This is a genomic window from Nostoc sp. FACHB-152, from assembly GCF_014697475.1.
Lineage (GTDB): Bacteria > Cyanobacteriota > Cyanobacteriia > Cyanobacteriales > Nostocaceae > Nostoc_B.
Genome location: NZ_JACJRV010000087.1, coordinates 1 through 26,924, shown reverse-complemented (window position 1 = coordinate 26,924; position 26,924 = coordinate 1). Strand labels below are relative to the sequence as shown.

Annotated in this window: 22 protein-coding genes; 7 read left to right on the top strand and 15 right to left on the bottom strand. The window is 41.1% G+C overall.

The features are described from left to right. Positions 1-106 precede the first annotated feature (106 nt). Positions 107-538 (bottom strand): hypothetical protein, encoded by a 432-nt coding sequence (locus tag H6G76_RS31245; protein WP_190709588.1) that lies wholly within the window; start codon positions 536-538, stop codon positions 107-109. Positions 539-714: 176 nt separating this feature from the next. On the opposite strand from H6G76_RS31245, the gene H6G76_RS31240 reads away from it, so the two are divergent. Both H6G76_RS31240 and H6G76_RS31235 read left to right on the top strand, forming a co-directional pair. After that, positions 715-999 carry a type II toxin-antitoxin system RelE/ParE family toxin gene (locus H6G76_RS31240; protein WP_190709586.1) on the top strand — a complete coding sequence of 95 codons (285 nt, stop codon included), beginning with the start codon at positions 715-717 and terminating at the stop codon, positions 997-999. A 14-nt stretch (positions 1,000-1,013) separates the two neighbouring features. After that, positions 1,014-1,322: a HigA family addiction module antitoxin gene (locus tag H6G76_RS31235; RefSeq protein WP_190709584.1), complete on the top strand. Its 309-nt coding sequence runs from the start codon at positions 1,014-1,016 to the stop codon at positions 1,320-1,322. A gap of 28 nt (positions 1,323-1,350) precedes the next feature. On the opposite strand, the gene H6G76_RS31230 is transcribed toward H6G76_RS31235, so the two are convergent. The 12 genes from H6G76_RS31230 to H6G76_RS31175 form a co-directional block, all read right to left on the bottom strand. Next, complete coding sequence (locus H6G76_RS31230) at positions 1,351-3,687, bottom strand: NACHT C-terminal helical domain 2-containing protein (RefSeq protein WP_190709583.1); 2,337 nt, start codon at positions 3,685-3,687, stop codon at positions 1,351-1,353. Between the two features lie 179 nt (positions 3,688-3,866). After that, on the bottom strand, positions 3,867-7,058 hold the full coding sequence (locus H6G76_RS31225; protein ID WP_190709581.1) for an SAV_2336 N-terminal domain-related protein: 3,192 nt from the start codon (positions 7,056-7,058) through the stop codon (positions 3,867-3,869). Next, the gene (locus H6G76_RS31220) at positions 7,055-8,101 is read right to left on the bottom strand and encodes a MoxR family ATPase (RefSeq protein ID WP_190709580.1); all 1,047 of its coding nucleotides are present in this window, start codon (positions 8,099-8,101) and stop codon (positions 7,055-7,057) included. The genes H6G76_RS31225 and H6G76_RS31220 overlap by 4 nt, the downstream gene beginning before the upstream one ends. A gap of 21 nt (positions 8,102-8,122) precedes the next feature. Next, a complete protein-coding gene (locus H6G76_RS31215; protein ID WP_190709578.1) occupies positions 8,123-9,649 on the bottom strand; it encodes a hypothetical protein in 1,527 nt (508 codons plus the stop codon). Positions 9,650-9,716: 67 nt separating this feature from the next. Continuing rightward, positions 9,717-10,406, bottom strand: a complete 690-nt coding sequence (locus tag H6G76_RS31210; protein ID WP_190709576.1) for a hypothetical protein — start codon at positions 10,404-10,406, stop codon at positions 9,717-9,719. A 149-nt stretch (positions 10,407-10,555) separates the two neighbouring features. Beyond that, entirely contained in the window at positions 10,556-11,704 is a 1,149-nt protein-coding gene (locus H6G76_RS31205) for a WD40 repeat domain-containing protein (RefSeq protein WP_190709574.1), read from the bottom strand. Then, positions 11,701-12,978 (bottom strand): hypothetical protein, encoded by a 1,278-nt coding sequence (locus H6G76_RS31200; protein ID WP_190709572.1) that lies wholly within the window; start codon positions 12,976-12,978, stop codon positions 11,701-11,703. The genes H6G76_RS31205 and H6G76_RS31200 overlap by 4 nt, the downstream gene beginning before the upstream one ends. Next, positions 12,975-13,433 carry a hypothetical protein gene (locus tag H6G76_RS31195; protein ID WP_190709570.1) on the bottom strand — a complete coding sequence of 153 codons (459 nt, stop codon included), beginning with the start codon at positions 13,431-13,433 and terminating at the stop codon, positions 12,975-12,977. The genes H6G76_RS31200 and H6G76_RS31195 overlap by 4 nt, the downstream gene beginning before the upstream one ends. Beyond that, a complete protein-coding gene (locus H6G76_RS31190) occupies positions 13,415-14,221 on the bottom strand; it encodes a hypothetical protein (RefSeq protein WP_190709569.1) in 807 nt (268 codons plus the stop codon). Before H6G76_RS31190 ends, H6G76_RS31195 begins: the two co-directional genes overlap by 19 nt. A 224-nt stretch (positions 14,222-14,445) precedes the next feature. Further along, positions 14,446-15,630 (bottom strand): WD40 repeat domain-containing protein, encoded by a 1,185-nt coding sequence (locus H6G76_RS31185; RefSeq protein ID WP_190709567.1) that lies wholly within the window; start codon positions 15,628-15,630, stop codon positions 14,446-14,448. A 33-nt stretch (positions 15,631-15,663) separates the two neighbouring features. Continuing rightward, positions 15,664-17,784, bottom strand: coding sequence for an NB-ARC domain-containing protein (locus H6G76_RS31180; protein ID WP_190709564.1), 2,121 nt, complete (start codon positions 17,782-17,784; stop codon positions 15,664-15,666). Positions 17,785-17,911: 127 nt separating this feature from the next. Beyond that, positions 17,912-19,315, bottom strand: coding sequence for a hypothetical protein (locus H6G76_RS31175; RefSeq protein ID WP_190709562.1), 1,404 nt, complete (start codon positions 19,313-19,315; stop codon positions 17,912-17,914). 109 nt (positions 19,316-19,424) lie between these two features. Between H6G76_RS31175 and H6G76_RS31170 the strand changes: the two genes are divergently transcribed. Then, entirely contained in the window at positions 19,425-19,880 is a 456-nt protein-coding gene (locus H6G76_RS31170) for a 2-phosphosulfolactate phosphatase (RefSeq protein WP_190709560.1), read from the top strand. A gap of 114 nt (positions 19,881-19,994) precedes the next feature. Here H6G76_RS31170 and H6G76_RS31165 read toward each other — a convergent pair whose 3' ends face one another. After that, positions 19,995-20,525: a hypothetical protein gene (locus H6G76_RS31165; protein WP_190709559.1), complete on the bottom strand. Its 531-nt coding sequence runs from the start codon at positions 20,523-20,525 to the stop codon at positions 19,995-19,997. A gap of 542 nt (positions 20,526-21,067) precedes the next feature. Here H6G76_RS31165 and H6G76_RS31160 point away from each other — a divergent pair. The 4 genes from H6G76_RS31160 (at position 21,068) to H6G76_RS31145 (ending at position 26,343) form a co-directional block, all read left to right on the top strand. Next, positions 21,068-24,475, top strand: a complete 3,408-nt coding sequence (locus tag H6G76_RS31160; protein ID WP_190709556.1) for a phycobilisome rod-core linker polypeptide — start codon at positions 21,068-21,070, stop codon at positions 24,473-24,475. A 384-nt stretch (positions 24,476-24,859) separates the two neighbouring features. After that, positions 24,860-25,345: an allophycocyanin subunit alpha gene (gene apcA, locus H6G76_RS31155; protein WP_190709554.1), complete on the top strand. Its 486-nt coding sequence runs from the start codon at positions 24,860-24,862 to the stop codon at positions 25,343-25,345. Positions 25,346-25,410: 65 nt separating this feature from the next. Continuing rightward, positions 25,411-25,896, top strand: coding sequence for an allophycocyanin subunit beta (gene apcB / locus H6G76_RS31150; RefSeq protein ID WP_062295329.1), 486 nt, complete (start codon positions 25,411-25,413; stop codon positions 25,894-25,896). Positions 25,897-26,136: 240 nt separating this feature from the next. After that, complete coding sequence (locus tag H6G76_RS31145; protein ID WP_190709553.1) at positions 26,137-26,343, top strand: phycobilisome linker polypeptide; 207 nt, start codon at positions 26,137-26,139, stop codon at positions 26,341-26,343. A gap of 214 nt (positions 26,344-26,557) precedes the next feature. Here H6G76_RS31145 and H6G76_RS31140 read toward each other — a convergent pair whose 3' ends face one another. Further along, positions 26,558-26,716 (bottom strand): hypothetical protein, encoded by a 159-nt coding sequence (locus H6G76_RS31140; RefSeq protein ID WP_190709551.1) that lies wholly within the window; start codon positions 26,714-26,716, stop codon positions 26,558-26,560. Positions 26,717-26,924 lie beyond the last annotated feature (208 nt).

The window sequence follows — 26,924 nt, the reverse complement described above, 5'->3', positions numbered from 1 at the left end:
AGTAACTATCTCAACCCCTTGTAATTACGTTTTGACGCAAATATCAAAGTTTTATCTCAAAGCTTTGAACAGTCTGGCTTTGAAGTTTTCGGACAAGTCTACTAGCTCAATCCCACGATCGCGTTAATGGCTCAATTGGTATATCTGGATCAATCTCAATCACGGTGATATTAGCATTCTCCACCACCGTATTTCCCATAATGGTATTGTGCATTGCCTCGAACTTCGATTCTTCTTCTGCAATGCGCTCGTAGTGCAGAATTACATGGTAATGCTTGGCAATTGGCTCTCCAGAGTTAGATCGCTCCACTCTGTCCCAAGCTATATTTTGTCGTTCTTCTGCTATTCGGCGATACTCATCGGCTAGTTGTTCTAAGGCGATCGCGATCGCGTGTTCCTTGGTTTGGCCGTAGCATTGTATATTTTCTCTAGGAGAATCGCTCAGAGACGATGATAACTGACAAATATACTGTCCATTGTCTTGATGCTGCACGGCGATCGTAATAGTTCCAGTAATGTCGGGATTCACGTCAGTCATATTAACCACGCTGACAAATATTTACAGGATATGCTTACGGTTAAATTGTAAGCGTAGATGCAACGCAGCTTGTGGTCAGGCATATTTATGAATGAGCGATCGCTGGATCAATGTCAAAATTTACCACTTGAAATGTATACTAACGTTTGACGATAGTAACGCAAAACGATATTATTGTGATTGTTAATTTCAAATCTGATGAGACAAAGCTAATTTTTGAAGGCTTTACATCTTCTCAATACCCACCCAATATTCAGAAGACTGCTTTACGAAAACTACTTATGCTTGACGCAGCAACATCAATTAATGACTTGCGCGTTCCACCAGGAAATCGCTTAGAAAAGCTAGTTGGTGATAGAAGTGGGCAGTACAGTATTCGGATTAATGACCAATGGCGGATTTGCTTTGTTTGGACAGATGAAAACAATGCTTCGGAAGTTGAAATAGTCGATTACCACTAAGTATAAAAATCATTATGAATAACAACCGTTTGCCAAACATTCACCCAGGCGAAATCCTCCAACTAGAATTTTTAGAACCGTTGAATATCACAGCCTATCGATTAAGCAAAGATATAGGTGTAGCTCAGACACGAATTAGCGAAATTTTATCTGGAAAGCGCAGTATTACAGCAGATACAGCTTTGCGTCTATCCCACTATTTTGGCAACACTGCCCAGTTTTGGTTAAATTTACAAACACAATATGATTTACGTCAAGCCCTTGAAGAAAATTCAGAAGTTTATAATCAAATTCCTAAATTTCTGTCTGATGATGTAGCCTAAAATTTATACAAATCATGAGATGAACGCTCTATTCGGCTGTTTCAAGTTTGCGTTTTTCGATTTCAGTGATCGGTAGTAACAAGCTTTCTTCAATTTGCCCTTTAAACTTATCGCTTATGCAATTGTTTCTATATAGGCAATCTATCAAAACAACATTGGCATCATAATACTGGTTTAATACTGCTTTTTGCTGATCTGTAAATCTCCAAATATAACAAATTTGTCTATATTTTATTACTAATTTTCGATATTTCTTCAGCCACATCAAACCATATTGTTCTTGCCAAGCATCAAATTTAATTCTATCAATGTGGAAATTAGGAATTTCCTCAATTATTTTTTTTATTTCTTGCAAAAAATTACTTTCAAGTCTTTCACTACATTCTGGCATAGCAAAATCAGAATCGATAAATCCATCCTGGGATATAGCGATCATATTAGCGAGAGACACGTCAATAGTAATATCATTGCATCCATATTCAAGAGGATGTAGGTCATCCGGAATATCATCAAGTTTACTAACAAGTCTTGTATCAAAGGCTATATCAGGTGCAGTCTGCTCAGGCACAGCAAATTCAAGACCGAAATAAAATGCTCTAATCGATGCTTGTTTCAAGCTAGTATGTACTGAATTTGCTTTTTTAACTAACCATGAAAGAAATTTCTGAAGTTTATTATCATTGGACAAATAATAGTCAATTTCTGTTTTGAGTAAGCAGAGTATTTCTTCAGGATTATCTACTATTTCAACAGTTAATAGAAAAACTTCTTGCCAATATCTATCTAAAATATGGGCTGTAAAATCTTCACAAGAGTCATTACAAAACCTCTTCGCTACTAAATACTCTTGAAATGTCAAATGCGAAAAAGACCAAATCTTCTGGCTTCGCTCAATCAACAACCCATGCTGAGATTCGATCGCCCTCAAAACTACTCGACTATCCCGCAACCCAATTCCCAAAAACTCTGCTATGTAACCCTCAATTTCTTCCCGCTCAAACAAAACATACTGCGGTTGCTCAAACTTTTTCACCGCTAGATAACTAAGTAATTCCAGCTTTCGTTCCGGTGATAAATCTCGGTAAATCTTATCTCGCTCAATCTCCCGTGACTTATCCCACTGCTCTAGTAATAGCTCTAACCCTTCCTCATAAAGCTTGGAACGTTTTGAGTAGAACTTGCCAGTTTGGTGAAACACGGCACAAGTCAAACTCAGCAAAATTGGTGTAATCACTAAATCCCGAATTTGTTTATTTGCATCTAGAAAAAGCTGATTTAGAAACTCCTGCGATTGTGCTATTCCTGCTGAATCATCCTCAATAACTGCCTTAAACCAATGCTCAGAAAATGATCGCACTTGAGTTTCTTTAAAATCTGCTACCTCTACGAAACTAAAACGTAGAGATTTCCAATCCATCTCTCCTGTAAAGCTTTGCGTCCGACAAGTCACAATTACCTGTACCTGCGGATAAGAACGAGCAAACTGCTTAATTTGCTTGGTGATGTCCTTACCATCTTCCCCTGTTACTTCATCTAATCCGTCTAGCAATACTAATGCTCGACCTTGATGGAAAATTAAATTAATTTCTGTGTTTGATAATTGCCAGCACTGCTCAAAATAATGCTCCAGCGAATGGGCAAACTTACGTCCATCCTTTACAAACTCTCGCAATTTAATCAAAGCTGGGATTCGGTGTGCTTGTAACTTGCCAGCATTGCACTCGGTAACTACTCGTTGGAAATAAGTGGTCTTCCCTGAACCTGGTTTACCCACCACCATAAGATTTGTATTTTTCGCCAGTACCTCTAGTCCTGAAACCCTTTGCCTCTCTCTACCTAAGCCAATGCGATCCAAACTGCGATCGCCTGAATATCTCTCCATCCCTGTTGTGAAATCTTGCCACAAGTCATCGAGTTCTGACCGACGGCTACTGCTCAGTTCCTCTAGGATGTTCACATCTACAAACAAATCACCTAAAGGAACCCAGTGATCTACACCCCATAGTGGCATTGTGCTATGTAATCGCTGAATATCATCATGAATGCGCGATCGCACTTGTTGCACCAGTTCATCAACAGACTGCTGGTTCTGCTCTTGAAATGGGGCAAATTGACCAGTAGCTTTTAGTTCCTCAAGCAGAGACCGGATTATTTCTCGAATTAATTCTGCATCTGCGCCGTAATAAGTGCGATCGCCTATGTGAATTTCCTGTCCTTGTCCCAGGTTGACTGCATATTTCCCTTGCTGAGAGACAATCTGACCACTACCACTGAGCCATTTTCGCAGGACTGTTATGTCAGTTTCAGTCTGCTGTTTTTTGACGATGCGCTCAAGTATGGCGTTTAGTTCTTCAGGGGAGGTCATTTTGATTATGGTTCAGCAGGAAATTTGTATTTGGGTTGAGATGGCGATCGCAGCTAAGTCGCATTCTTCTAGTATTGTTAGCATTGCCTAAAATTCAGTTTAATACTCTTAGATTATTGGATAAGAATTTATAGCAAAGCAAATGTGTTGGTTTATTGCTCGTCAACTTAACTTACTTTCTAGTCCCTTAAACGGATATCATCTTTACCTGTAGATAACCAGTAAATGGGTGCAACTAACCCAAAAGGCCTCCAAGCTGAAGGATTAGCAATCACACCGTAAGTACCTTCACTATCCCTAGATTGTTGTTTGAAATTTGGTTGTGGTGGGTTTCCTTTCATCCCAAATGCTGAACAAAAGAAGTAATTAACACTACATTCCCAGCTTCTAGACCATTTTTGAACAGCAGCTTTTGTTTCACGAAAATTCAGATTGAGAAATTTATCAATTTGATCGCGATAAATCCAAACCTGATTTAACTCAGCTTTGTTAAACACAATAGCTATGCGGTAGCTTCTCAAAGGGATTTTTCTCTTGTTCAAAATATTAGCTAGTTGTGTCTGCAAGCAGTTCAAAGTTCGAGAATTTTCCTTATCCTCTCTCGATGAAGCATCGAACAACAACAATAGACCTGAAGAATTAGCACAATCCTCCAAATAAGCAGTTAAATCTTTCGTCAATACTTGATTACGTAAATCTTGAAAAATTTCACCTGCATAATCCGGACAAGAGATTTGGAATCTGACATTTCTGCCAACTAAAAATGCTGCTTTTAGTTCAATTAATAAACTATAAAGAGGAACCTCATCGACTTTGTCAAAACGATATGTAGGAGCTAATTGCAAACCTTGTTCTAGTATATTTTGTGATGCCTTAATCAATTGGACAGTATCATCACCAAAAGGGCTGACCGACAAAATGGGACTATCGGATTTAGCGTTACTCCAACGAGCTAAGGCGGCCATAAATGTTGTTTTTCCAGCCCCTCTAGGCCCAATAATTCGGATAATTTTATCAGCATGAGCTTTTGTTATACCGTCATTTCTTTTGTTAAATAAATTTTCCTTTTTAGCTTTAGTTGAAGTAGGGACAGCAAATTCATTGGGCAATTTCTTAGAAAATATATTTTTTGCAACTTTATTGATAGTGTTAATTATGCTTTCTTCTTTATCTACAAAAATAATTTCCGTTATTTGATTTGATGATGAATTTTTTAAAGATTTAGCAAGTGCCGACAACATTGTATGAGATACTGCCTCTATAGGTAAGTTATTTCTTCCTGTTCCCATTAAGGGTATTACAATACGTTTTAATTCTTGATTTGTGGCTATATTAATTACAGACTCAACAACTTTACCTGTATTCACTATTGTAGGCCTTGGAGATTCTGCTGTTGCACAAATTATGAAACTCTGAGATTGATTGTTATTAAATAAAAAAAGTTGATTATTAATTTTGGAGGGTAAGGCAACTAATAAAGGTTGTTCAGGGCTAACTTCAAATTTATTTTTATTATTTTTTTCCTGCTCAATTGCTTGAATCAGAAATTTAAAATTATTTCCTAACCATTCTCTAAATGATAAAGCTAAACTACCAAAGCCAAATTCTAAACCCATAGGGATTACAAAAACATCAAAAGGTAAAAGCCAAGGTTTATCAGTACAAAAACTATAAATTTTTGTATTACCTTGTTGCCCAAGTAAATGGGCATTTTCTTCAAATTCAGATTTTATTTTATTAATTGGTATATTAGATTCAAGTGAATCAGCAAGCTTCAGGTATTCCCCACCCAATCGCCTCAAAGCCTGAGATGTGACTGTTGCGAAATATTCAACTTCTGTAATAATTTCACTATTCTTAAGTTGTTGCGGATTTTTCAAAATAGCAACAAAATTTTCCTGCGATATTCCTAATTTTTTTGCTAAATACTTTGATACTTCATCTACAACATCTAAAACATATTTTGAAGGAACAGAATCAACTAATAACTCTCGTACTCCCTCTATAAACTCGTACTGAACATAATCAGGATTGGTATCTACATTAATCTCAGATAAAGGTTTTAACAATCCCCCTAAGAATACCTCAGCCACATGAACTTGTTGAGAATCTTTTAACAGTGTTTCCCGAATCAATCGCACAATTGGCAAACTAATCACAGGTGCAGAAGCTAATAATCCTGCGAGTTTTCGTGCCATTGGTGAAGCCGTTACCCGAAACGCCTGTACACGCTGTTCTGCACTCAAATCACTATGAGTAAGATTAAATAAACTATTTTCCCTATCAACAGGAGTTGCATTTAACTTAAACACATATCCCAGCGTCCAAATACTGCCCTTACCGGACAACATTTGCGCCCAAGTAGCGACCTTATCTTGTTCTAAGGTAAATACAGGAACTTTAACCCCCGTTTCCTCATCCAGTTCATCCCAGAATGATACTTCCTTGGCAATTAATTTCTGGTTACACGCTCCCGGAGTCAACCCCTGCAACCGTACTTCTGAAGCTCTACCTAAAGCAGTTCTTTTCCACAGCCACTTAGGAAGCATCTGGACAATTGCCATTGACCCTTGTTTTGCCCAGAGTTCTAATACAGGTGTAACCGCTCCATTGCGCCAGAGAGATGATACACAATCACTGACTACCAATACCAAACGCCGACCACTGGGGTCAATTAATTCCTTGGGACTACGGAGAGTTTGATTTTTAGCTGCTGTACCAATACCCCGCCGAATCTGCACTTGTTCGTTTTCATCTGTAATTAGTCCCCAAACCCGCACATCTCGAAAAATTCCGTAGTTTTTTAGCAGTCGTTCCAATTCTCTAATTGTATGTCTCCAAATTTGCATAGAGATGGCTTCATCAACTACTAACTCCAAATCTAACCAAGGTTCTACTGCGGGTCTAAGTACAGGTATCCAAAGCCCTTGATCAGCAATTCGTTGGATAGTAGCGGCTTCATCTAAAACTAATTCTCTCCCAGAAGGAATACGACGCATTAAGGGCTTTAACGCCCGTGCTAAGGTTAAAGGTTCCCGTAAAGAAGGAGCATCAGCAACTTTAAAAGATAAATCTGAGGATTTTGAAGCTCCTTGCCCATTTCGAGGATAAATACCTGCTTTTTGTTCCTCTGGTAACTGATTTGGTGTTTCTTCTAACTCGGAAATTTCTGGTTTTGGCAATGTTCCCTGACTTGACTGACTTTCCTGGTTGTTAATTTCTCTTTCGTCTTCCGTTCTCAGGTTTAAATCAGAGGAGACTGACTCAGGTTGAAATTCCTGCATTTGCATTGCCAGCCAAATTGTATCAGCAATTTCTTCGGCTGACATTTCTACTTCTTTACTCAATGCAGCAATTAACTGGTCAATCATCTGTCCTCCGCACTGGTTAAGTATTTCAGCAAAACGTCAATCAGGTCTTTTTCTTCTGCTGGTGCTGGTTTAAATTCACGAGTGACTAGATAAATGGCATTCAACAATTGATCTGTGGCTACATCACCACCTTCTCGTAATGTTCTAAATTTTGCAACTAATTCATTGATCTTTTCTTCATCTTTCGTTATCACGTCTCTGCCTAAATGTGCCTTCACAATATCCTTCAAAGCGGTTGCATCAGGTTCATAAGGCATATTTAACCTTAAACAACGCCTCAAAAATGCTGGTGGAAAATCCCGCTCACCGTTGTTAGTTAACAGAATAAAAGGGAAATTTTGACAACGCACTCGACCTGCTTTAATAGGGACATCCATCCCGTCATAGGTGCGAACATCTACTTGATTTACTTCTTTAGAAATCCGCGCTAATTCTGGAATTTCAAATTCCCCTTCTTCAAACAAATTGAGTAAATCATTGGGTAAATTAATATCGCTTTTGTCTATTTCATCAATCAGCAGCACACGCGGACGGTGAGAAGGGAGAAGGGCTGTACCTAGTGGGCCTAGTTGAATGTAGCGACCAATATCTTTACTTTTATCACCCATCTGCACATCTTGCAGACGGGCGATCGCATCATAACGATATAATCCTTCCTGTAAGGTAGAACGAGCAGTGATATACCAAGGTAACACCGCCCCCAGTTTTAGTTCATACGCCACAGCATAAGCCAAAGATGTTTTACCTGTTCCCGGTTTCCCTGTTACTAACAAAGGTCGTCTTAAATACAGGGCTGCATTGACCATATTAATAACAGTATTTTTATCATTACTTTTATCGGTGTGGATACGGAAACTTTTACCCCGTTGCTCGTTCCTTGTATCCTGCTGTAATTCCTCAGAAAATTTTTGCCAGCGTTGCTCAATTTCGTTCACTAATTCATCATCTGCACCCAGAAATTTACGCCAACTGGGAGGCGGGGGAAGTTGATTAATATTATCGTGTGGTTCACTATTACCTTGAAAAATTTTCCAATCAGTCATTTTATTAATTTCAACTCCTTGTTATTGTCCTGGTGTGGTTAATTGCAACATGACATTAGGTGTAAGACGATGAGGATCTTCCCAAAGCAGTGCTAAATGAAAACCTAAATGTTCCTCCGTTTGAGCATCAGCTTCTTCTCTTGTCTGTCTAACTGATTCACACAAATGACATAATGGTCTAAAGCTTAAGACTTCATCTATTGCTGTCACCTGATCAAAATTAGGAATATCAATATCACATCTTGTCCAGATGGCAATCGGTGTTGTTGAGATTAAGATAGCTTTAAATAAATCCTTAATTTTAGCTTTGGGAGGAGCGCAAGTTACCTTCAGCCCTATTTTGTACTGTAAATTATTTTTTAATATTTTCCAGTTAAAACTCTCTATTTCTTTTAGATGTTCAAATAATTCTTGAACCGCTTCATTGTGTAAAACAGCTATAACCCTGTCCCAATACTTATACCAATCAGATAAATAGGAATCTAAATAATCAAGATTTAAACGTTCTAGCGATCGCAATCTAATTGGGTATTTAATTCCTAAAGTTATTTCCTCTAAGATTGGGTCAGAAATTTTCCAACGGTCTACTTCTGTACCAATCAAATCACTTGGTAAGAATACCTCAATAATTAGCTGATATTGTTTACCTCTAAGTAGTCGAAGGCTTTTCTTTAAAAATCTGTTGAGTTGTTGTGGTATCTCATTAAATTTACATAATATTCCTAGTTGTTGTTCATCTTTATCTAATAGCGATATAAATTTAGAGAGGTCATTTACTGGTAAGGAATCATCAATAATTAACCAAGCATTCATTAAAAACTGCTCATTATCATCATCACAACGCTCAATAGTAGCAATTAAATAAGATTCCAGTTGCCCTTTTGGAATAGACGAAAAATCAGTAGGTGGTTTAGTCTTATCGCCTGAGTGCTTTTTTGCTGCTAATTCTTCAGCTAAACCACTTAATTTATCACGAATCTCTTGAGGAATATTTTCATCTTGGCTTAACTGCTTCACAAACTCCAATGATTTTCTAAATTCTTCAATCACTTGTAATATTTGTGTGATATCGTTTCCTTCTAAATTCCACACATCTGCATCAGGAGGTAAAGCCTCTTGATATGCTTGTTGAATACTTTCTAAGGGAATACCAGAAAAATATGATTTGTTTAATAAACCTGGAGAAACATTGCCAAGATTACTATCTTTAGCCAGTAGTTGAATAATTGTACAGTTTTTGAAAGTAATACTTTTATCAATATCTCTAGCGGCTGCATCGCCACCCTGAGTATTTTGATGGATACCACTTGTTTCTCGAATGGCTTTAACTAAGGCTTTCATCGCTTCTTTATTCCACTGTTGATAAGTGCGATCGCCTATGTGTATATCTTTCCCTTCGCCAATATTGACGTTGTACTTACCCAGTTGCGATACAATTTGGTTATCACTCACCGCAAGCGATCGCCGCAGTTGTTCAATATCATCTTCAGTCTGACTTCCTTTAAGGATACGCTCAATAATGTCATTCAAATTATCTTGATCAGCCACACTATTACTCCACACAAAATTTTGATGAAAGTTAAGTATGCAACTCAAATAGACTTGAGCTTAGTCTTTAATTTTTGCGGGTTATCTCCTTTATTTTGGACTCAATTAACTGTTCCACTTTATTAGCTGCGTAGTTATTTGCATTATCGTTATATCGGTCAGCTTTAACCCGAATACCTTCCACAACTCCATTGATGCTTTTAACTACAACTTGAAAGCGACCATAAGGTTTTTTGTGATGTCCCCAAGGTGTATCAACAACCTTGTCGAAGACATAAACATATTTATAAACAAAGGATGACCAATTACCGCTTAGAGTATATTCTTGATAGTTATCTTTGTTCTGTTCATTTTCAAGGATTAGAGCATCCAGGTAAATCTCATACTGATAAAAACTTCCTGTACCGCCTTGCTCACCTTCTTTCCCCTGAAACTTCGCATTATTTAAAGTAGTAATCAATTCTGCGCCTAGAGATTTCGGTTCTGTAGATGTAGATTGTTGCAGTTCTTGAACAATATTGCGAACTATTTGGCGAATTGTTTCAGCATCTGCACCTTGGTAAATGCGATCGCCAAAGTGAATATCTCCTCCTGTTATCTGTCCAATGTTAGTGTTGAATTTCCCATTTTGAGATACTGACTGTATCACACCGTCAACTATTTTGAGCGATCGCCGCAGTTGGGCAATATCCTCCTCAGTTTGACTTTCATTTAGGATGCGGTCAAGAATATTACTCAGATGCTCGCGGTTAGCCACACTCTTCCTTAGTTGCTGAATTAATAAAATTTTAGGTTCTTTGGAGTTTTTTAACTAAGTAATGAGGATCTACAGGTAAAACCCATTTTGCGTAAGTATAAGAGATTATTTCCTGCTGAATTAATAAAAAAGAAATAAATTACATTAGCTTAAAATTTAAGATTCCAGACATATTCTTGGCAGGTACTCTTAGCCTCTCTTGCAGTGTCATTTGGCGGGTGAATAAAAACAGGGCGATCGCGTAGATTGTTACAGGCGGACTTAAGTAATGTTTTCCAGTCATCACCTTGCGAAGAATTTCCAATAGGTTCGCCGCTTTGTAAATTCCACAGACGTGAGATTCCGTCTCTACTACTACTTACAATAGTCTTTCCATCAGGGCTAAAAGCAACACTAGTGACAGCACCTCCAGAGTTAGAAAAAGTCCTTACAGAAGTGCCGCTTGATAAATTCCACAGACGTATAGTTCCGTCAAAACTGGCACTGGCGATATACTTACCGTCGGGGCTGAAAGCAACAGCAGTGACAAAATCCTCATGACCGACAAGAGTTTTAAGGAGTTTTCCATCCAGTGTCCACAGTTTCACAGTTTTGTCTGCACTGCCACTGGCTATCAATCTAGCATCGGGGCTGACGGCAACAGCAGTGACAGAATCAGCCCCACCGATAAGGGTCTTAAGAAGCTTACCCTCCCGTGTCCACAATCTTACAGTTCTGTCATCGCTAGCACTAATAATAAACTTACCATCAGGACTGAAAGCAACAGCAGTGACAGTATTCACATGGCCAGTCAGAGTTGCTATTTCCTTGCCAACCGCAACATTCCACAACTTAATAGTTCCATCTGCGCTGGCAGTAGCAAGAATTTGCCCATCAGGACTATAAGCCACAGAAGTAACAGCAGCTTGATCCCTTAGAGTTGCAATTTCACTGCCATTCAGTCTCCATAAATTCACAGTTTTATCAGCACTGGCAGTAGCAATAATCTGTCCATCAGGGCTGAATGCAACAGAAGTAACAGTAGCTTGATGACCACCAAGAGTAGCTATTTCCTTGCCATTCAGTTTTGATAGTCTTACGTTTCCATCCCCTGTGGCAGTAGCAATAATCTGTCCATCAGGGCTGAACGCAACAGAAGCGGCAGAACCCTGATGATTAAAAATAGCTACTTCTATCGCTTTACGCAGACTGTCCTGAACAGGGGGAAGAACCTGACCTAATGCTGACTGGCTCTGACCGACTACTTGAACAGCCATCACCAATCCATCTTCAGGGGCTATGGACAGTAATGCCTTCACTTTATCTGCCTGTTGAAGCGGTTGCTGGTAACTTCAAGCCCTTCAGTGGGTCGAACCATTTGCAATAGAATGCGTTTGACCGTTATCTGCTCCTCAGGAATTAGCTGATTGTAAAACTCATCCGCACTACGAGCCAACGCCTGACGACCACCACCCAAGCGTGTATAAGTTTCCCAGGTAACTCGATTACGCTCCCGGTTATCCCATAACTTCAGCAAAGTAAATTGCAACAATGGCAATGCGGCTGGTTCTCCCAAAACATCCTTAAGCAATGCCTCAACTAGCCCTTCCTCAAATTTCAAACCCACTAACTCAGCAGGTTTTTCAATCGCCTCCCGTAGCTCGCTAACATCGAGTGCTGTCACCCGCACCTGTGCTTGCTCAAACAAATCCTTGAAGATTGGCACTCGTGCAACTTGGGTTTCAAAATCTGTTCGCATCGTGAGGATGACGGTGTGCCTGATACCTGGCAACTGAATTAAACCGATGAGATTGTCAATGAAAGCCTTTCGCACACTATCATCACGACATAGCGTGAACACTTCCTCGAACTGATCCACAATGAGGACACTGGGTCTGTTGCCGAACTCATGGCTCAGTTTAGCTAAATGATTGGGGTCTTTCTGAAATCTCTTGGCTTGCTGCTGGGGAGTATCAGTAGCGTTAATATCACGAAGTTGAGTAATCCGGGCGAGGTTTTCTAATGGATTAACTCCTGGCACTATTGGCGAGTAGTAGTGCCAGTTCTCGCTACCCGACAGCACACCAGCTTTCAAGCTTGGCAACAGTCCGCCTAAAACGACTGATGACTTACCACTGCCAGAAGAACCGACCACGGCTAATAGACGGTTTTCTTTAAGGTGATTAACCAGTTTTTCTAAAAGACGTTGGCGACCATAGAAAAGGCTTGACTTTTCCTCTCGAAATGCTTCCAACCCCAAGTAAGGACATAGCGTTTCATCCAGTTCTGGAGCTAATGTTGGATCAAATTCAGCTAATGTAGCATCAGGCGGTTCTTGTCCAGCACGGTACAATATCGCTGTCCAGTAATCTAATAAACTTTGACTAGCCCATCGGTCTTCGTCGGCATCGAGTAGCGCACCAGTAGCTCGCCCTTGACAAATAAATGTTTTTATCTCTTTTAGCAACTCAGATGTTCTACCACTTTCTCGATGGCGTTTCAGGAGTTCACTGTGAGCAGCTCGTAGAGATGCCAACGAAGCAAAGCTGCTTACGGTATTGTCAGAGGTAAGAGAAATACTAAATTCACTCATTCAATTAACCTCAGCACAGATACCAAGGGTTCACCAACTATCCGCAAATTACCGCACAATCGCTTGAGATCCATGTCAACGCGAAAGAAGCGATCGCCTGCACGTCGGCGGTAGCTTCGGAAGTATCGTTTGACTTTAACTGGATTTTTTGATGCGATCGCACTATCCAAGTTTTCACTATCTTGCTGAAACAGTAACGCCCATTCATCTATGCTGCTGTAGAGTGATTCTGCCATTGCTTTAAGATCAGGCCAAGACAGTTCAAGTTCAAAAATATCTTGTTCAATATTGGCTTCAATCCGGCGTAATTCTAAATCGAGTTCTTGCCAATCGTTGTGACTGTGAACAAGAATAGTTAAGCTATGTTCTAGGCTGGCGAGAGCCTCAACACCGTCATTGAATTGACTGGCTTTGTCTGCATCGAGTTCGCAATGTGCTAAATTTCTCGCACGCAAGTTAGTGCTTTCACCAGAGCAGGCAGCCTTAAGACCCGTGCTGCGATATTCAGACTAGTATTGATTCGTGAAGGTTGGATAGCCAGCACTCGGTTGATGAGCCATACAGCCCTTTTGATCTGTCTTGTGTCAAGTTTTTCAATCCCACCGTGTAACTCTTCGGTAGCTTGCACAAGGTCTTTGAGCCAAAGAAGTTCGTTTTTAGCTAGGGTTCCCCGAAGCGCAATTTCTTGTATGTCGGTGACAATTTGCTGAAGTGTTAGCTGATGATCCATAAGGATGTCTAAAGCTGTCTCGTCATCTGGAAATCGTTTTGCCTCTTGAACAATACCGCCATAGCATTGGAACTCCAGCGTATGTAACAAGTCATGCAAATCTTTGTAATTGACTAAAACATCGATTTGTTCGCACACAGCTTGAAAATCGGTACGGAAAGCAAAGACAGCAGCACGCACTTGAGGTACTGCCATTAATTCAGTCAACGCATATAAGCCGCTACGAACAGATTGGCTGTTGTATCCATACTTAACTGCTTGCAGTTCGTCTTGGATAATTTTTCTAATTGTTTCAGCATCTGCTCCCTTATAAATGCGTTGGTGAAACCCACCGAAGGTATCGCCAATTTGAATATCCTGTCCTTCCCCAACGTTGACACCATATTTGCCTAGCTGTAACAGACTTTGGCGATCGCTTGAACTCAGTAACCGACGTAAAGCAGCTAAGTCTTTTTCATCGTGCTTATCACTACCAATGTCATCAAGGATATTGTTTAGCTCATTAGAACTCATTGTCGTTGGGGTTGGTATGGACTAGCTAGTCAGAAAAGCTTAGAATAATCGGTACTTGCAGCATTAAGTTAATATCCTTCTCAACTTAACTTGCGTTGAGAATCTGGTCAAGAATGTGACTTGGATGCACATAATTAGCCAAAGTATTCCTTAGTTACTGAGTTAAAAATATTTTAGACTTAAGTATTATAACTATTGCACAAATATAGTAAAATACAAGTTATTTAAGAATACCTGCGCCAAACTTTGATGTTACCGCCTCCGCTACCAGTGAAGAAGTTTTGGCTATCTGAACTAATCGCAAGAGAGTTAATTGAGCTTAGATGAACTTCTAGGAGTGTGTGCAGTAATTCTTGTGTTTCTAAATCCCAAAATTTGATTACGCCGCCTTCGCTACCACTGATGAGAGTGCGTCCATCGGGATAAATTGCTAGACATTTAACTGGGGTTTTTCCTCTGTCTAGTGTGTGGAGTAATTCTATTTTTTTAGCAGAATTTATAGTCCAGATTTTAATGGTTTTATCGGAACTACCAGTGATAAATATTGGAGAATTAGCAATAAATGTTACTGTATTGATTGAACTTTCATGAGCTTGTGCAAGGGAATAAATTAATTTTCCTGTTGTTAAGTTCCACGTTTTAATTGTGCCTGCTTCACTAGCAGTTATCAGTGTTTGTTTATCTGGGCTAATGCTAATTGCTTTGATGGGGGTTTTTCCTGCGCTTAAGTTGTGAATTATATTTTTAGTAAATAAATCTATTACCTTCAGCGTTCTATCAGAGCCACAGGTAACAACAGTTTGACAATTAGGATTGATGGCAACACAGTTAATTGCGCCTTTATGCAATTTTGTGGGGTTGCCAGCCAATTCTCTAGTTGGTAAGTTCCAAGTTCTCAATGTGCCGCCCTGACTACCAGCTATAATAGTCTTGCCATCTGTACTAATAGCTAGGGATGTAATAGCACTTTGGCTGGGGGGAGAACTGTAGAGTAATTGCATAGTTCTCAAGTCCCAAAGCTTGAATGTTTTGTCATTGCTGCCACTTACCAATGTTTGCCCATTGGGACTAATTGCTAAAGCTTTGATTGCACCTAGATGACCTTTGAAGGTGTGCAAGTATTTCCATTTTTGCAATGATTTATCTGTTCCTCGGCGGGGAAGTACAAATTCTTCTAATACAGCTTGAATAATTGTTTTAATAGTGTCTGCATCAGTGCCTTGGTAAATCTTATCGCCAATGTGAATATCTTGCCCTTGTCCAATGTTGACGTTGTATTTGCCTAACTGCAATACATTTTGGCTACTATTAGGAGTTAGTAACTGGCGTAAACTTGCAAGGTCGGCTTCTGTGAAATTGCCTGCTAAAATGCGGTCGATAATAACAAGGGGGTCATTGGATATATTCATTACTAGTGTTTCCCATTTTGGGTTTTGATTTTTTTAATTCAATCCTTCCCAGCGTAGGAAATGTACTCGTCCTGATACTTCACCCGCTACGAATGTAACGCCATCAAATGAGACGGCGCAGCAGACAATAGCACTGTCACCAGTCCAGGTATGCAGGCATCGCCCAGTGTTTAAATCCCACACTCTCAGGGTTTTGTCTATGGAAGTGGAAACAGCACTGCGCCCGTCTGGGGTGATGGCTACGGCACTGACCCCATCCTCATGCCCCTCTAGAGTGTGCAGGCATCGCCCAGTGTTTAAATCCCACACTCTCAGGGTTTTGTCAGCCGATGCGGAAACAGCACTGCGCCCGTCTGGGGTGATGGCTACGGCAATGACAAACTCCTCATGCCCCTCTAGGGTGCAACGTAAAAGTCCACCAGCCTGATGCAAACTCGGAGTCAATGGACGTAACCAGCTAGTTTGCAGGGGATGCTCCAGCATGGTTTTAATCCCTGGCATTTCCTGACTCTTTAAGCGACCATATAATTGGCTCCACAGTTGTTTGGGGTCTATTGCTATGGTTTTAAGACTCAGTAAAATTCCCTGCTGCACTAAACGTAATTCTTCATCTTCTGGGAATGTATAAAAATCTGCAATTAAGGAAGTGGCATTAGTTGCTGACAGTTTGGCTTGCAACCAGTTAAATTCCAGCAATAGTTGCCGAAATTCTTCTCGGTGGTTAGCTTGCAGCAGATGGTAGCCCAACTGCTCAAAAAAGTACCCATCTTTGGGGCCTGTTGCCCAGCCATTTGCACATTTACTTTCGTAAGCTTGCAGCAGTTGTCCATGTAACGCTGGTAGGTTACTGGCTTGCTTTCGCACATAATCAAGTTGGAGGTCATGGAGACTCAGGCAACCTGATTGATCTTGCTGCGCCAGTGAACGATTCACCAGTGTTGTAACAATTTCATCTACATCTAATTCATCCAATCCTTCCGGTTCCCAGAATGTCTGCAAAACTGGTACCGGAATGGGAATATCTTCTGGAAATACGGCAAAGTTTAGGTATCGTTCTTTTATCTGTGGCTCTAAGGCATCGACGCTTACCTGAATTGCCCGCAGCAAGTCTGGATAAGGATAATCCGGAAACTGCTGTCTAATTTTTTCTAGGTCAGCATTCTTTAGGCGTTTCACTAACCCTTCCCAGAGATGGGGCTTACCCTTAGCCATTGCTCCCACCATCGCCAGAGCCAAAGGTAAATTCTTACACTCTCTAGCTACTGCCTGAGCTTCACTAGGGAGGCTTTCTACTGGTTGTTCTGAGGACTGTGCTAACAATTCTAGGGCTTGCTGATCACTCAACAAGTCCAGCCGATACTCTTGTGAACGCAGCTTTTGAATGATTTCGGCATTACGAGTAGTAATGAGTATATGGCTGGTCTGACCCAAACCCGTAAACGCCTCACCGTGTTTCAAATCCCAAACATCATCCAAAATCAACAGACAAGCTTTGTCTTTCAACAAATTGCCCAAGAAAATCTTGCCTTCTTGGACATCCTTAAATTCTGTTGGCTCTCCCGTTAACGCTCCTATAATCGATGCTTGCAGATTGATCAAAGTAGGTGTTTGACCAAGCGTTACCCAAACAATGCCATTACAAAACCGTCGTCGCACCTCCTCATCTCGTGCTAGTTCTGCGGCTAACACCGACTTACCCAGTCCGCCCATCCCCTGTACACCAACCATCCGGTTAGCACCTGTCAATGCTACTATATGGTTTGATTCACCCAAGAGTAATTGTTTTAATGAGTTAATTTCCTCTGGACGGGGTAAAAATTTCAGGGGTCGCGGTGGTACGGTAGCACTCAACTCACCCAACCCATCCGCACCCGTGAGGTTAGTGGGAGGCTTCTCATCTGGCTGTGGTAGAACTTCCCGTAAAACTTGCCTCAGTGTTTCAGCATCTGTACCTTGGTAAATGCGATCGCCTAGATGAACATCTCCGCCAGTTATCTGCCCAATATTGGTATTGAACTTGCCTGTTTGAGTTACTGACTGTACTACACCCTCAACTATTTTTAGCGATCGCCTCAGTTGGTCAATATCTGCCTCAGTCTGATTACCATTTAGGATACGGTCAAGAATGTCACTGAGATGATCGTGATTAGCCACACTAATTCCTATTCTTAGTTACTGAGTTAAAAATATTTTAGGCTTTTTCGTCTTTGGTAGCTAATTTACGCTAAAAGTCAAAAATTTACTTATAAATTGCTGATACTGTGAATTACTGCTGATGATACTATGAGCTTGATTCATCAGCTTTGCGGGCTACTTGTGTGACCACGTTCCGAGTAGCTTCTGCACCAAAACCCAATGCTAATAAAGCAAAATAATCACCCCAACCATTAGCTCCAAAGGTGGGCTTAGTCCAATATAACTGGTTAAAACCACTACCAGCAAGCACACTAAAGGAAATTAGATAACTGGAGAGATAAAACAATTTCAATCGCCCATTAGCAGTTTGCCATAAGCTGGCGATCGCCTTTCCTGTTTTAGTAAAAAATGGAACTTGATAAGCCTCTTTCTCGGATACTGACGGGGCTTGAATAACCATACCCACTTCAGAACCATCATCGATACCTTTTTCTACATCTAAAATCTGAATCTCTAACGCCTTAACTTTTTCTATACCTGTATTTATTTCCGATTGTAAATTTTGTATTTCCGCTTCTTGAGCAGGCATGAGCATATGTAATCTCTGCGTTAATTCAGATGCTTTATCTTCCCAGTCATAGCGTTGGTTAATATCTTCTAACCCTGCTATTAAGTTTTTTAGTTTTTCTAGCTGCGTTTTTAACTGAATATAAGTATTAATTTGTTGAGATATTTTATCTAGAACTTGCTGCAATTCATTTGCTGTTGATAGAACAGGAGTATTTTGTAAAGCTTGTTCTAAATCTCGATCTATAACTTGAATATAGAGAGCCGATGTATCTTCTTTTAAGTCCTCTCGGTCAAGCCGTTCACGGAGTTTATCATAATAGCGAAACAGAATCTGCCAATCAGGACGTTGCTTTAGCCATTTATGCCAAACTTCCTTCGCATTATTAACTGCTGCTTGAGCCTCAACAATTTGTTTAGCATCGCGTGCTTGTTTGGCAATATTAAGATAGATATCAGCCCGTGACCAGAATGAGCGTGCCTCTACCTTATCCGTAGCAATTTGGGTACGCAAATTCTCTAAGTTAACTGTTACCTCATCACTTAATTTACCTTGACTACTATAAGCAGAAACCGCCATACCAATAATGATTCCCAACACTAATACAGTCAGAGGTAATGGCCACGGATCTTTGAGTTTGACAATCACAGGAATGGTTTTTTCTCCAGCCTCATAGGTCAATACTATTTCACCCGTAAATTCTCCACTGGAATAATTATGCAAATCAAACTGGATTGGTAAACTAATGAGTTCTTGAGGATTAATTTGAGTAGGTGGTGAAGTGAGTTGAATTATCCGTGCTGGTAAAACAGAGCTATTATCAGCACTCAATAAATCAGAAGTAACTACTTTTAAAGTATTTATTTTTTCGTTAGTCCGCAGTGTAATCGTGCGGGTGATACTGTCTCCCTTTGTTGCGTTGACTGTAATTGCTTTAGGGTTAGTTACAACCTCTGCTTGAGCCAAATCTGGAGATTCCATCAAAATAAGTAATGATAAAAATAGAATTTTTATCGTATCAAAACGCTTAATTTTCATACCTAAAGATAGATGCTAAATTATAGCCATACTATCTAATACCTAATCAAAAGTGAACAAACTCTTTAGTCAAGGTCATGCCTGTATTGTTGGGGTTGGTGGTGATTTACCCAACACCGTAGATGATGCTGTCGGTTTTGCAGGTTGTTTGCGTAATAGTGAAGCGGTGGCGCGGTTTGCTCAAAGCTACGGGAGTAAAATTGCTGTAATTCCGGCGGGTGAGAGATGGAAGGAAGATGGTAGCCTCAGACCTGCTTTTGAGGATTTGGTTGGTGCTGGGGCAATTTTGAGTTATTTAGATGGTAGTTTATCACCAGAGGCGGCGATCGCCCTCCAATCCTTCCAAGCTTTTCGCCAAGATTTACTAGGACATTTACAAAAATGCAGTTCTGGTAAAGAGTTAATTACGAAGGATTTTGCCTCTGACGTTGAATTAGCCGCAGCGTTCAACGTCAGCAGTTGTGTGCTTTTATTTACCGATAACGCTTATAGAAAACAGTCTGTTTAGGCAATTAAATACAAAAAGGAATTAATTAGGTAGAAAGAATTGCATAGAAAAGGCGAATAAAAAAACGCTTATTGTAAACGTTTTACCTCTTGCCTTCTGCCTCCTGCCTTCTACTCACAAGTCGCATTGATGAGTTTGGCAATATTTTGCATTATCGATTTCTTCTTGTAATTGTTTTAGATTGATTATCTGAAATGCCGAACCTCCTTGAACTTCGGCAAGAATATAAGCATATTTTTGACCTTTATAATAATGGTCACGCCCAACTTTTGTAATCCGTCGAGATTGGCTGAAGTCATTAGCGATGTTGGCGTTATAAATAGCTTGAATTAACTTCACAGCTTTGGCATTTTTGGTAGTGAATTTTATGCTTGAGTCTCCACTAACTGTGATTCCTTCTTTTGTTATTGTCCCCTCTTCAGATGGGACATCAACATAAAAGTATAAGTTACCTTTTGTGCCTGAGTAGCCATGTGCTTCGCTGCTATATGTCAGGCGTGGTAGTTTGGGTTTTGTTTTTGCCCACTTGATAACAGTGTTAATGTTTTGTCCTGGCAGTGCATTAGCAGGTGTAACAGCAAACACAACCGCTAAAGATGATAAAGCCGCCAAGGTGAATAAGTTAAATTTATTACTATTTCTCATAGAATTTCCTGTGTACTCATGCTGAAGACTACAGCATAGCTCAGGAATATTTCGGGGTCATTATTTCCGAAATTTAGAACTTAGTGATTGATCAGAAGTGAAATTATTAATTTTATTTACAAAAATGAAAAACGGGCGATCGCTTCTGTTTCAGATTAGCAAGCTAATATCAGCTTATGCCGCACAGACGCTAAAGACTAAGCTTTGTATACTTTTGTCGTGGCTAAATAAAACTTGTGTTGAGACTCAAGTAAAATATTTTTTGTAAAGTTTTTAACTTTCAGATACAAAACTTAGATTTTGTCTCATGTCCATAGGAGTATTTATTCTTAGACTTGCTAAATCAAAGCTACAGAATCTACATACTTCTTAATAAATTACCAGGAAAAACGCAAAACGTTCTAATCTAAAAGCTGACTGGGTTAATTTTACTGGCAGTTTTGAAGGCGGTACTCTGAAGGCATAAACACACAAATGTGTCAAGCCTCAAAGCGACCCAGACTTAACACATAAACGATTATGATGGGAGTTTTAAAAATCCGATGAGTGTTAAGGCGAGTGGTGGAAGCTCAGTTGCGCGTCCGCAACTATATCAAACCCTAGCTGTAGCAACCATTTCCCAAGCGGAACAGCAAGACCGCTTTTTGGGAACTGGTGAATTAAATGAACTAGCAAGCTATTTTGCATCTGGTGCAAGACGTTTAGAAATTGCCCAGATTCTCACAGAAAATTCCGAGATTATCGTATCTCGTGCTGCTAACCGGATATTTGTCGGTGGTTCGCCAATGGCTTTCTTAGAAAAGCCACAAGAACAAGAATTGGCACTGGCTGCTGCTGTAGGCACTGGTAGAGATGTTACAGATGGCATGAGACTAGGAACCGTCACCTACGTTGAAAGTCGGGGTGGATTCTTAGAAAACTTGCGTTCTATCTTCAATACCTCACCTAGTGGCCCAACACCTCCAGGTTTCAGACCAATTAACGTTTCTCGCTACGGCCCAAGCAACATGGCCAAGAGCTTACGGGACTTATCCTGGTTCTTGCGCTATGCTACTTATGCGATCGTAGCTGGCGACCCCAACATCATTGCGGTGAACACAAGGGGTCTGCGAGAAATTATTGAAAATGCTTGCTCTGGTGAAGCAACTATCGTCGCTTTGCAGGAAATCAAGGCAGCATCCTTGTCTTACTTCCGGAGAGATCCTGAAGCTACAGACATTGTGACTCAGTACATGGATGTTTTGCTGACAGAATTCAAAGCACCCACACCTTCGACCAAAGTACGTCAACGTCCTTCTGGCGACCAACAAGGTTTACAACTGCCGCAAATTTACTTTAATGCCGCAGAACGTCGTCCCAAATTTGTGATGAAGCCTGGGTTGTCAGCCGGCGAAAAAACTGAGGTAGTTAAAGCAGCATATCGGCAAATCTTTGAGCGCGATATTACCCGTGCTTACAGCTTGTCGATTTCTGACTTAGAATCCAAGGTGAAAAATGGCGACATCTCTATGAAAGAGTTTGTCCGCCGTTTGGCAAAATCTCCTCTTTACCAAAAACAGTTTTATCAGCCTTTTATTAACAGCCGTGTAATCGAATTGGCTTTCCGTCACATTTTGGGACGTGGGCCAAGTAGCCGGGAAGAAGTTCAAAAATACTTCTCGATTGTTTCTAACGGTGGTTTACCTAAGTTAGTTGATGCTTTGGTAGACTCTGACGAATACTCTGATTACTTTGGCGAAGAGACAGTACCCTACCTTCGTGGCCTGGGTCAAGAAGCTCAAGAATGCCGTAACTGGGGGCCGCAACAAGACCTGTTTAACTACAGTGCGCCTTTCCGCAAAGTACCTCAGTTCATTACAACATTTGCAGCTTACGAACAGCCATTACCAGATCAACACCCCTACGGTTCTGGTAACGACCCATTAGAAATTCAGTTTGGGGCGATTTTCCCGAAAGAAACTCGCAATCCTAGCAGCAATCCGGCTCCGTTTGGTAAAGATACAAGACGGATTTTGATTCACCAAGGGCCTGGTATTAATAACCAATTGAGTAACCCGAAAGCACGGGGTGTAGCTCCTGGCACTCTTGGGCCAAAAGTATTCAAACTGGATCAACTTCCTGGCACGATTGGCAAGAAAGCACCCAAGGGTGTGAGCGTTAAATTCTCTGAAAGCTCCACACAGGCAGTAATTAGAGCAATTTACTTGCAAGTTATCGGTCGTGATGTTTACGAAGGTCAACGGCTAAAAGTACAAGAAATTAAGCTAGAAAACGGCGAAATTTCTGTGCGGGAATTTGTCAGAGCTTTGGCTAAGTCTGATTTATTCCGCAAGCTTTACTGGACACCGTTGTATGTTTGTAAAGCGATCGAATACATCCACCGTCGCTTGTTAGGTCGTCCTACCTACGGTCGTCAAGAAAATAACAAATACTTCGACATTGCCTCTAAGAAAGGTTTCTATGGGGTTGTCGATGCCATTCTTGATACCCCAGAGTACAGCGAAGCCTTTGGTGAAGATACAGTTCCTTACGAACGCTATCTAACTCCTGGTGGTGTGGCATTGCGACAACTGCGTGTTGGTACTATCCGGGACGATGTTGTAGCGACCAAAGTTGACAAGCAAGAAACACCACGCTTTGTAGAATTAGGTGCAGTTAGCCAAAACCGCACAGAACCCGATATTCAGTTCCGCGTGAAGCAAGGTGTTACTAAGCAGCGTGAACAAACAAAAGTCTTCAAGCTGGTAGCAAATACAGTTGACAAGGTTGCAGTGCAAACTGTCATTAGTGCTGCCTACCGCCAGATTTTTGAGCGCGATATTGCACCTTACATTGTTAAAAACGAATTCACCAGCCTAGAAAGTAAGCTGGGGAATGGTGAAATCACCGTGAAAGAATTTATCGAAGGTTTGGGTTACTCTAACCTTTACCTGAAGGAATTCTATACACCCTATCCCAACACCAAAGTAATTGAGTTGGGAACTAAGCACTTCTTAGGACGTGCGCCTATCGACCAAGCAGAAATCCGCAAATATAACCAGATTTTGGCTACCCAAGGTCTGAAAGCGTTTATTGCTGCTTTGTTGAACAGTGCAGAATATCGTCAAGTATTTGGTGAAGATACTGTTCCTTACCGTCGCTTCCCAACTCTACCTGCGGCTAACTTCCCGAATACAGAGAAGCTTTACAACCAACTCACCAAGCAAAATGATGATGTGGTTGTACCCAGCTTTAAGCCAGTCAAAGCGCGGATTGAATCTGCCAATACACCAATTTTGGCGAAAGCGATCGCAGATTTGGCTTACCAAGCACGGCAAATCGACAAGACCAAGCCGTTGTTTATCGAGTTGGGTCGTTCTTATAACGATGGTCGCGGTCAGTCTGTAGAAGTTGGTGTTGGTACTAGTCGTCGTAAACCTGCGCGGATTTACCGTCTAACAGACGGTGGTAGCCAAGCAGAAAGACAACAGGTAATCAATGCTGCTTACTGTCAGGTATTGGATATATTTAGCGGTCAGATTCCCGACTACTATCGTCGTAGCGAACTCGACAGCAGACTGCGGAATGGCGAAATCACTGTCCGTGAATTTGTCCGTGAACTAGCAAGTTCAGAAATCTATCGCAAACGCTTCTATACGCCTTATCCCAACACCAAGGTAATTGAATACCTATTCCGTCACCTGTTGGGACGTGCGCCAGCTACTCAAGGCGAAATCCGTCAATATAACAAACTATTGGCTGATAGCGGTTTGAGGGCGGCTGTAGAGGCAATTGTGGATAGCCCAGAATACGCTCGCTACTTTGGTGAAGATGTGGTTCCATACCCACGTTTCCCATCTCTACCTGCTGGTAATTACCTCGGTAGCGTCCAGGCGGCGGCTGACCTTGTGAAACAATCTTGGTCTAGTTTGTCACCTTCTGTGTTAACAGGTCGTCCTAGCGATCGCTAATACTTAGTCAATAGTCCAAGGTAAATAGTCAAGAGGATGAACCCCTTGACTATTTACTCATGCCTGTTGACTCTTGACACTTGACCTTTCGTAACATTCTTCTCAGATTGCTGATTTAGGTGTAAATCTGAAAAGGAATATTACAAAGTATTAAGAGCAGTCATAAATGCTCAACAGAATGCCGGAGAATATTTTGCGGAAGGTAGCTGAGTTTTACAAATCGTGTGGTTGAAATTTACACTACCGAACCTGTAAAGTACTAGCTACAGCAGCTACTCAAAAGTTGTATCTAAAAAACAACGAAAGAACGTAGCTACACTCGACCGAAATTAAAATCGCACCAGTTTCATATCCTGGTTTCATTAGTACTGGAGGAATCCATTAATGAGTATCGTCACGAAGTCCATCGTGAATGCTGATGCAGAAGCTCGCTACCTCAGCCCCGGCGAGTTGGATCGGATCAAGAGCTTTGTTACTGGTGGCGAACGTCGCCTCCGCATCGCTCAAGTTTTGACTGACAACCGTGAGCGCATCGTTAAGCAAGCTGGCGACCAATTGTTCCAAAAGCGTCCCGATGTTGTATCTCCTGGTGGTAACGCTTACGGTCAAGAAATGACCGCTACCTGCCTCCGCGACCTAGACTACTACCTCCGTCTCATCACCTACGGAGTAGTTTCTGGCGATGTTACACCCATTGAAGAAATCGGTGTAGTTGGCGTTCGTGAAATGTACAAATCCCTCGGCACTCCTATCGATGCAGTTGCCGCAGGTGTGAATGCGATGAAGAACGTTGCTGCTTCCTTGCTGTCTGCTGAAGATGCTTCTGAAGCTAGCGCCTACTTCGACTACCTAGTTGGTGCAATGCAGTAGGACGAGGTTTTCTCCCTGCTGACACAAACTGTTGCAATACGGTTGGAAATAAGGAAATAACAACAATGCAAGACGCAATTACCTCTGTTATTAACTCTTCAGACGTTCAAGGTAAATACCTCGACACTGCTGCTTTAGAAAAACTGAAAGGCTACTTCGCAACTGGTGAACTGCGCGTTCGTGCAGCTACCACCATCAGCGCAAACGCAGCTGCGATCGTTAAAGAAGCTGTTGCTAAGTCTCTGTTGTACTCTGATATCACCCGTCCCGGTGGTAATATGTACACCACCCGTCGTTACGCTGCTTGTATCCGTGACTTGGATTACTACCTCCGCTATGCTACCTACGCTATGCTGGCTGGCGATCCTTCCATCTTAGATGAGCGCGTACTGAACGGTTTGAAAGAAACCTACAACTCCTTGGGTGTACCCGTAGGTGCTACTGTACAAGCTATCCAAGCAATCAAAGAAGTAACCGCTAGCTTAGTCGGCCCCGACGCTGGTAAAGAAATGGGCGTTTACTTAGACTACATCTCCTCTGGCTTGAGCTAAGGGCTAGTGTGCATCTAAGGAAATTAGGTGCGGCTTTATTAAGGTCTGGAAATCAACCGTGAGTGCTAGAACGTCTTGTCGCTTATCTTAATTGCATAAATCATGATGAGTGTTAGTGGTCTAGTATTGATGTTTGATTTCCAGCCTTGGAGAGATTAATTTAAGGTTTGTCTAAAAAATATACTCCCGCTTCATTTTCAGATAAAAAAGTTTTCATACTCACCACAGGAGATTCATAACATGGCGCGGTTGTTTAAAATTACTGCTTGCGTTCCAAGCCAAACCCGCATTCGTACTCAACGCGAACTACAAAATACCTATTTCACCAAATTGGTTCCCTACGAAAACTGGTTCCGCGAACAGCAACGGATTCAAAAAATGGGTGGCAAAATCGTTAAAGTGGAACTGGCAACTGGCAAGCAAGGTACTAACGCGGGCCTTCTGTAATTCATATATACAAATTGAACTTTATTGTAGGGAGTTCTTAAGAGGTCAAATTAGACCTCTTTTTTTGTTATTTACAGATAAACTCAAACGTTTGAAAAGTCGATATTTTCGTGTTCCAGTAATTGTTTCGACTGCTCTCGCGCTTTGGGAGATGCCTTTACCTTTTCTTTTATTTTCTGGCGAGTAGATTCTTTTGGTAGCGTAATCGGAATATTTAACAAATCCTAAATAGAAATTGCCGGATACATACTGGCTGTTCTATGAAAATCAAGAATTTTGCAGACAATGGGCGATCGCAATTTGCGACAGCTTGTAATTTGAGTCCTTGAGAATATCGGCTAATTTCATCAGGAGTTATCAAATTTAGCGTCATTGTAGCCACTGCCTGATAAATTTTTTTAATTGTTTAATGGCTCGCTTTTGATTAATCAACCAGTTAAAACAACGTGAGTTCGATGAACCTCTCCCCAACCCCTCTGTCTTGAAAAGTTTTGCGCCGGGAAACCCGGACGCGCAACGCCAGTTGCTTTATGCCGGGGAACCCGTCCAACGCACTGGCTCAACTTTTCGCTCCGACGCGG

Bases quoted from the DNA above. Each gene is read 5' to 3' on its own strand.
- H6G76_RS31245 (WP_190709588.1), bottom strand. From the start codon at position 538: ATGACTGACGTGAATCCCGACATTACTGGAACTATTACGATCGCCGTG.
- H6G76_RS31235 (WP_190709584.1), top strand. From the start codon at position 1,014: ATGAATAACAACCGTTTGCCAAACATTCACCCAGGCGAAATCCTCCAA.
- H6G76_RS31230 (WP_190709583.1), bottom strand. From the start codon at position 3,687: ATGACCTCCCCTGAAGAACTAAACGCCATACTTGAGCGCATCGTCAAA.
- H6G76_RS31225 (WP_190709581.1), bottom strand. From the start codon at position 7,058: ATGATTGACCAGTTAATTGCTGCATTGAGTAAAGAAGTAGAAATGTCA.
- H6G76_RS31220 (WP_190709580.1), bottom strand. From the start codon at position 8,101: ATGACTGATTGGAAAATTTTTCAAGGTAATAGTGAACCACACGATAAT.
- H6G76_RS31200 (WP_190709572.1), bottom strand. From the start codon at position 12,978: ATGAGTGAATTTAGTATTTCTCTTACCTCTGACAATACCGTAAGCAGC.
- H6G76_RS31190 (WP_190709569.1), bottom strand. From the start codon at position 14,221: ATGAGTTCTAATGAGCTAAACAATATCCTTGATGACATTGGTAGTGAT.
- H6G76_RS31185 (WP_190709567.1), bottom strand. From the start codon at position 15,630: ATGAATATATCCAATGACCCCCTTGTTATTATCGACCGCATTTTAGCA.
- H6G76_RS31175 (WP_190709562.1), bottom strand. From the start codon at position 19,315: ATGGAATCTCCAGATTTGGCTCAAGCAGAGGTTGTAACTAACCCTAAA.
- H6G76_RS31165 (WP_190709559.1), bottom strand. From the start codon at position 20,525: ATGAGAAATAGTAATAAATTTAACTTATTCACCTTGGCGGCTTTATCA.
- H6G76_RS31160 (WP_190709556.1), top strand. From the start codon at position 21,068: ATGAGTGTTAAGGCGAGTGGTGGAAGCTCAGTTGCGCGTCCGCAACTA.
- apcA (WP_190709554.1), top strand. From the start codon at position 24,860: ATGAGTATCGTCACGAAGTCCATCGTGAATGCTGATGCAGAAGCTCGC.
- apcB (WP_062295329.1), top strand. From the start codon at position 25,411: ATGCAAGACGCAATTACCTCTGTTATTAACTCTTCAGACGTTCAAGGT.
- H6G76_RS31145 (WP_190709553.1), top strand. From the start codon at position 26,137: ATGGCGCGGTTGTTTAAAATTACTGCTTGCGTTCCAAGCCAAACCCGC.
- H6G76_RS31140 (WP_190709551.1), bottom strand. From the start codon at position 26,716: ATGACGCTAAATTTGATAACTCCTGATGAAATTAGCCGATATTCTCAA.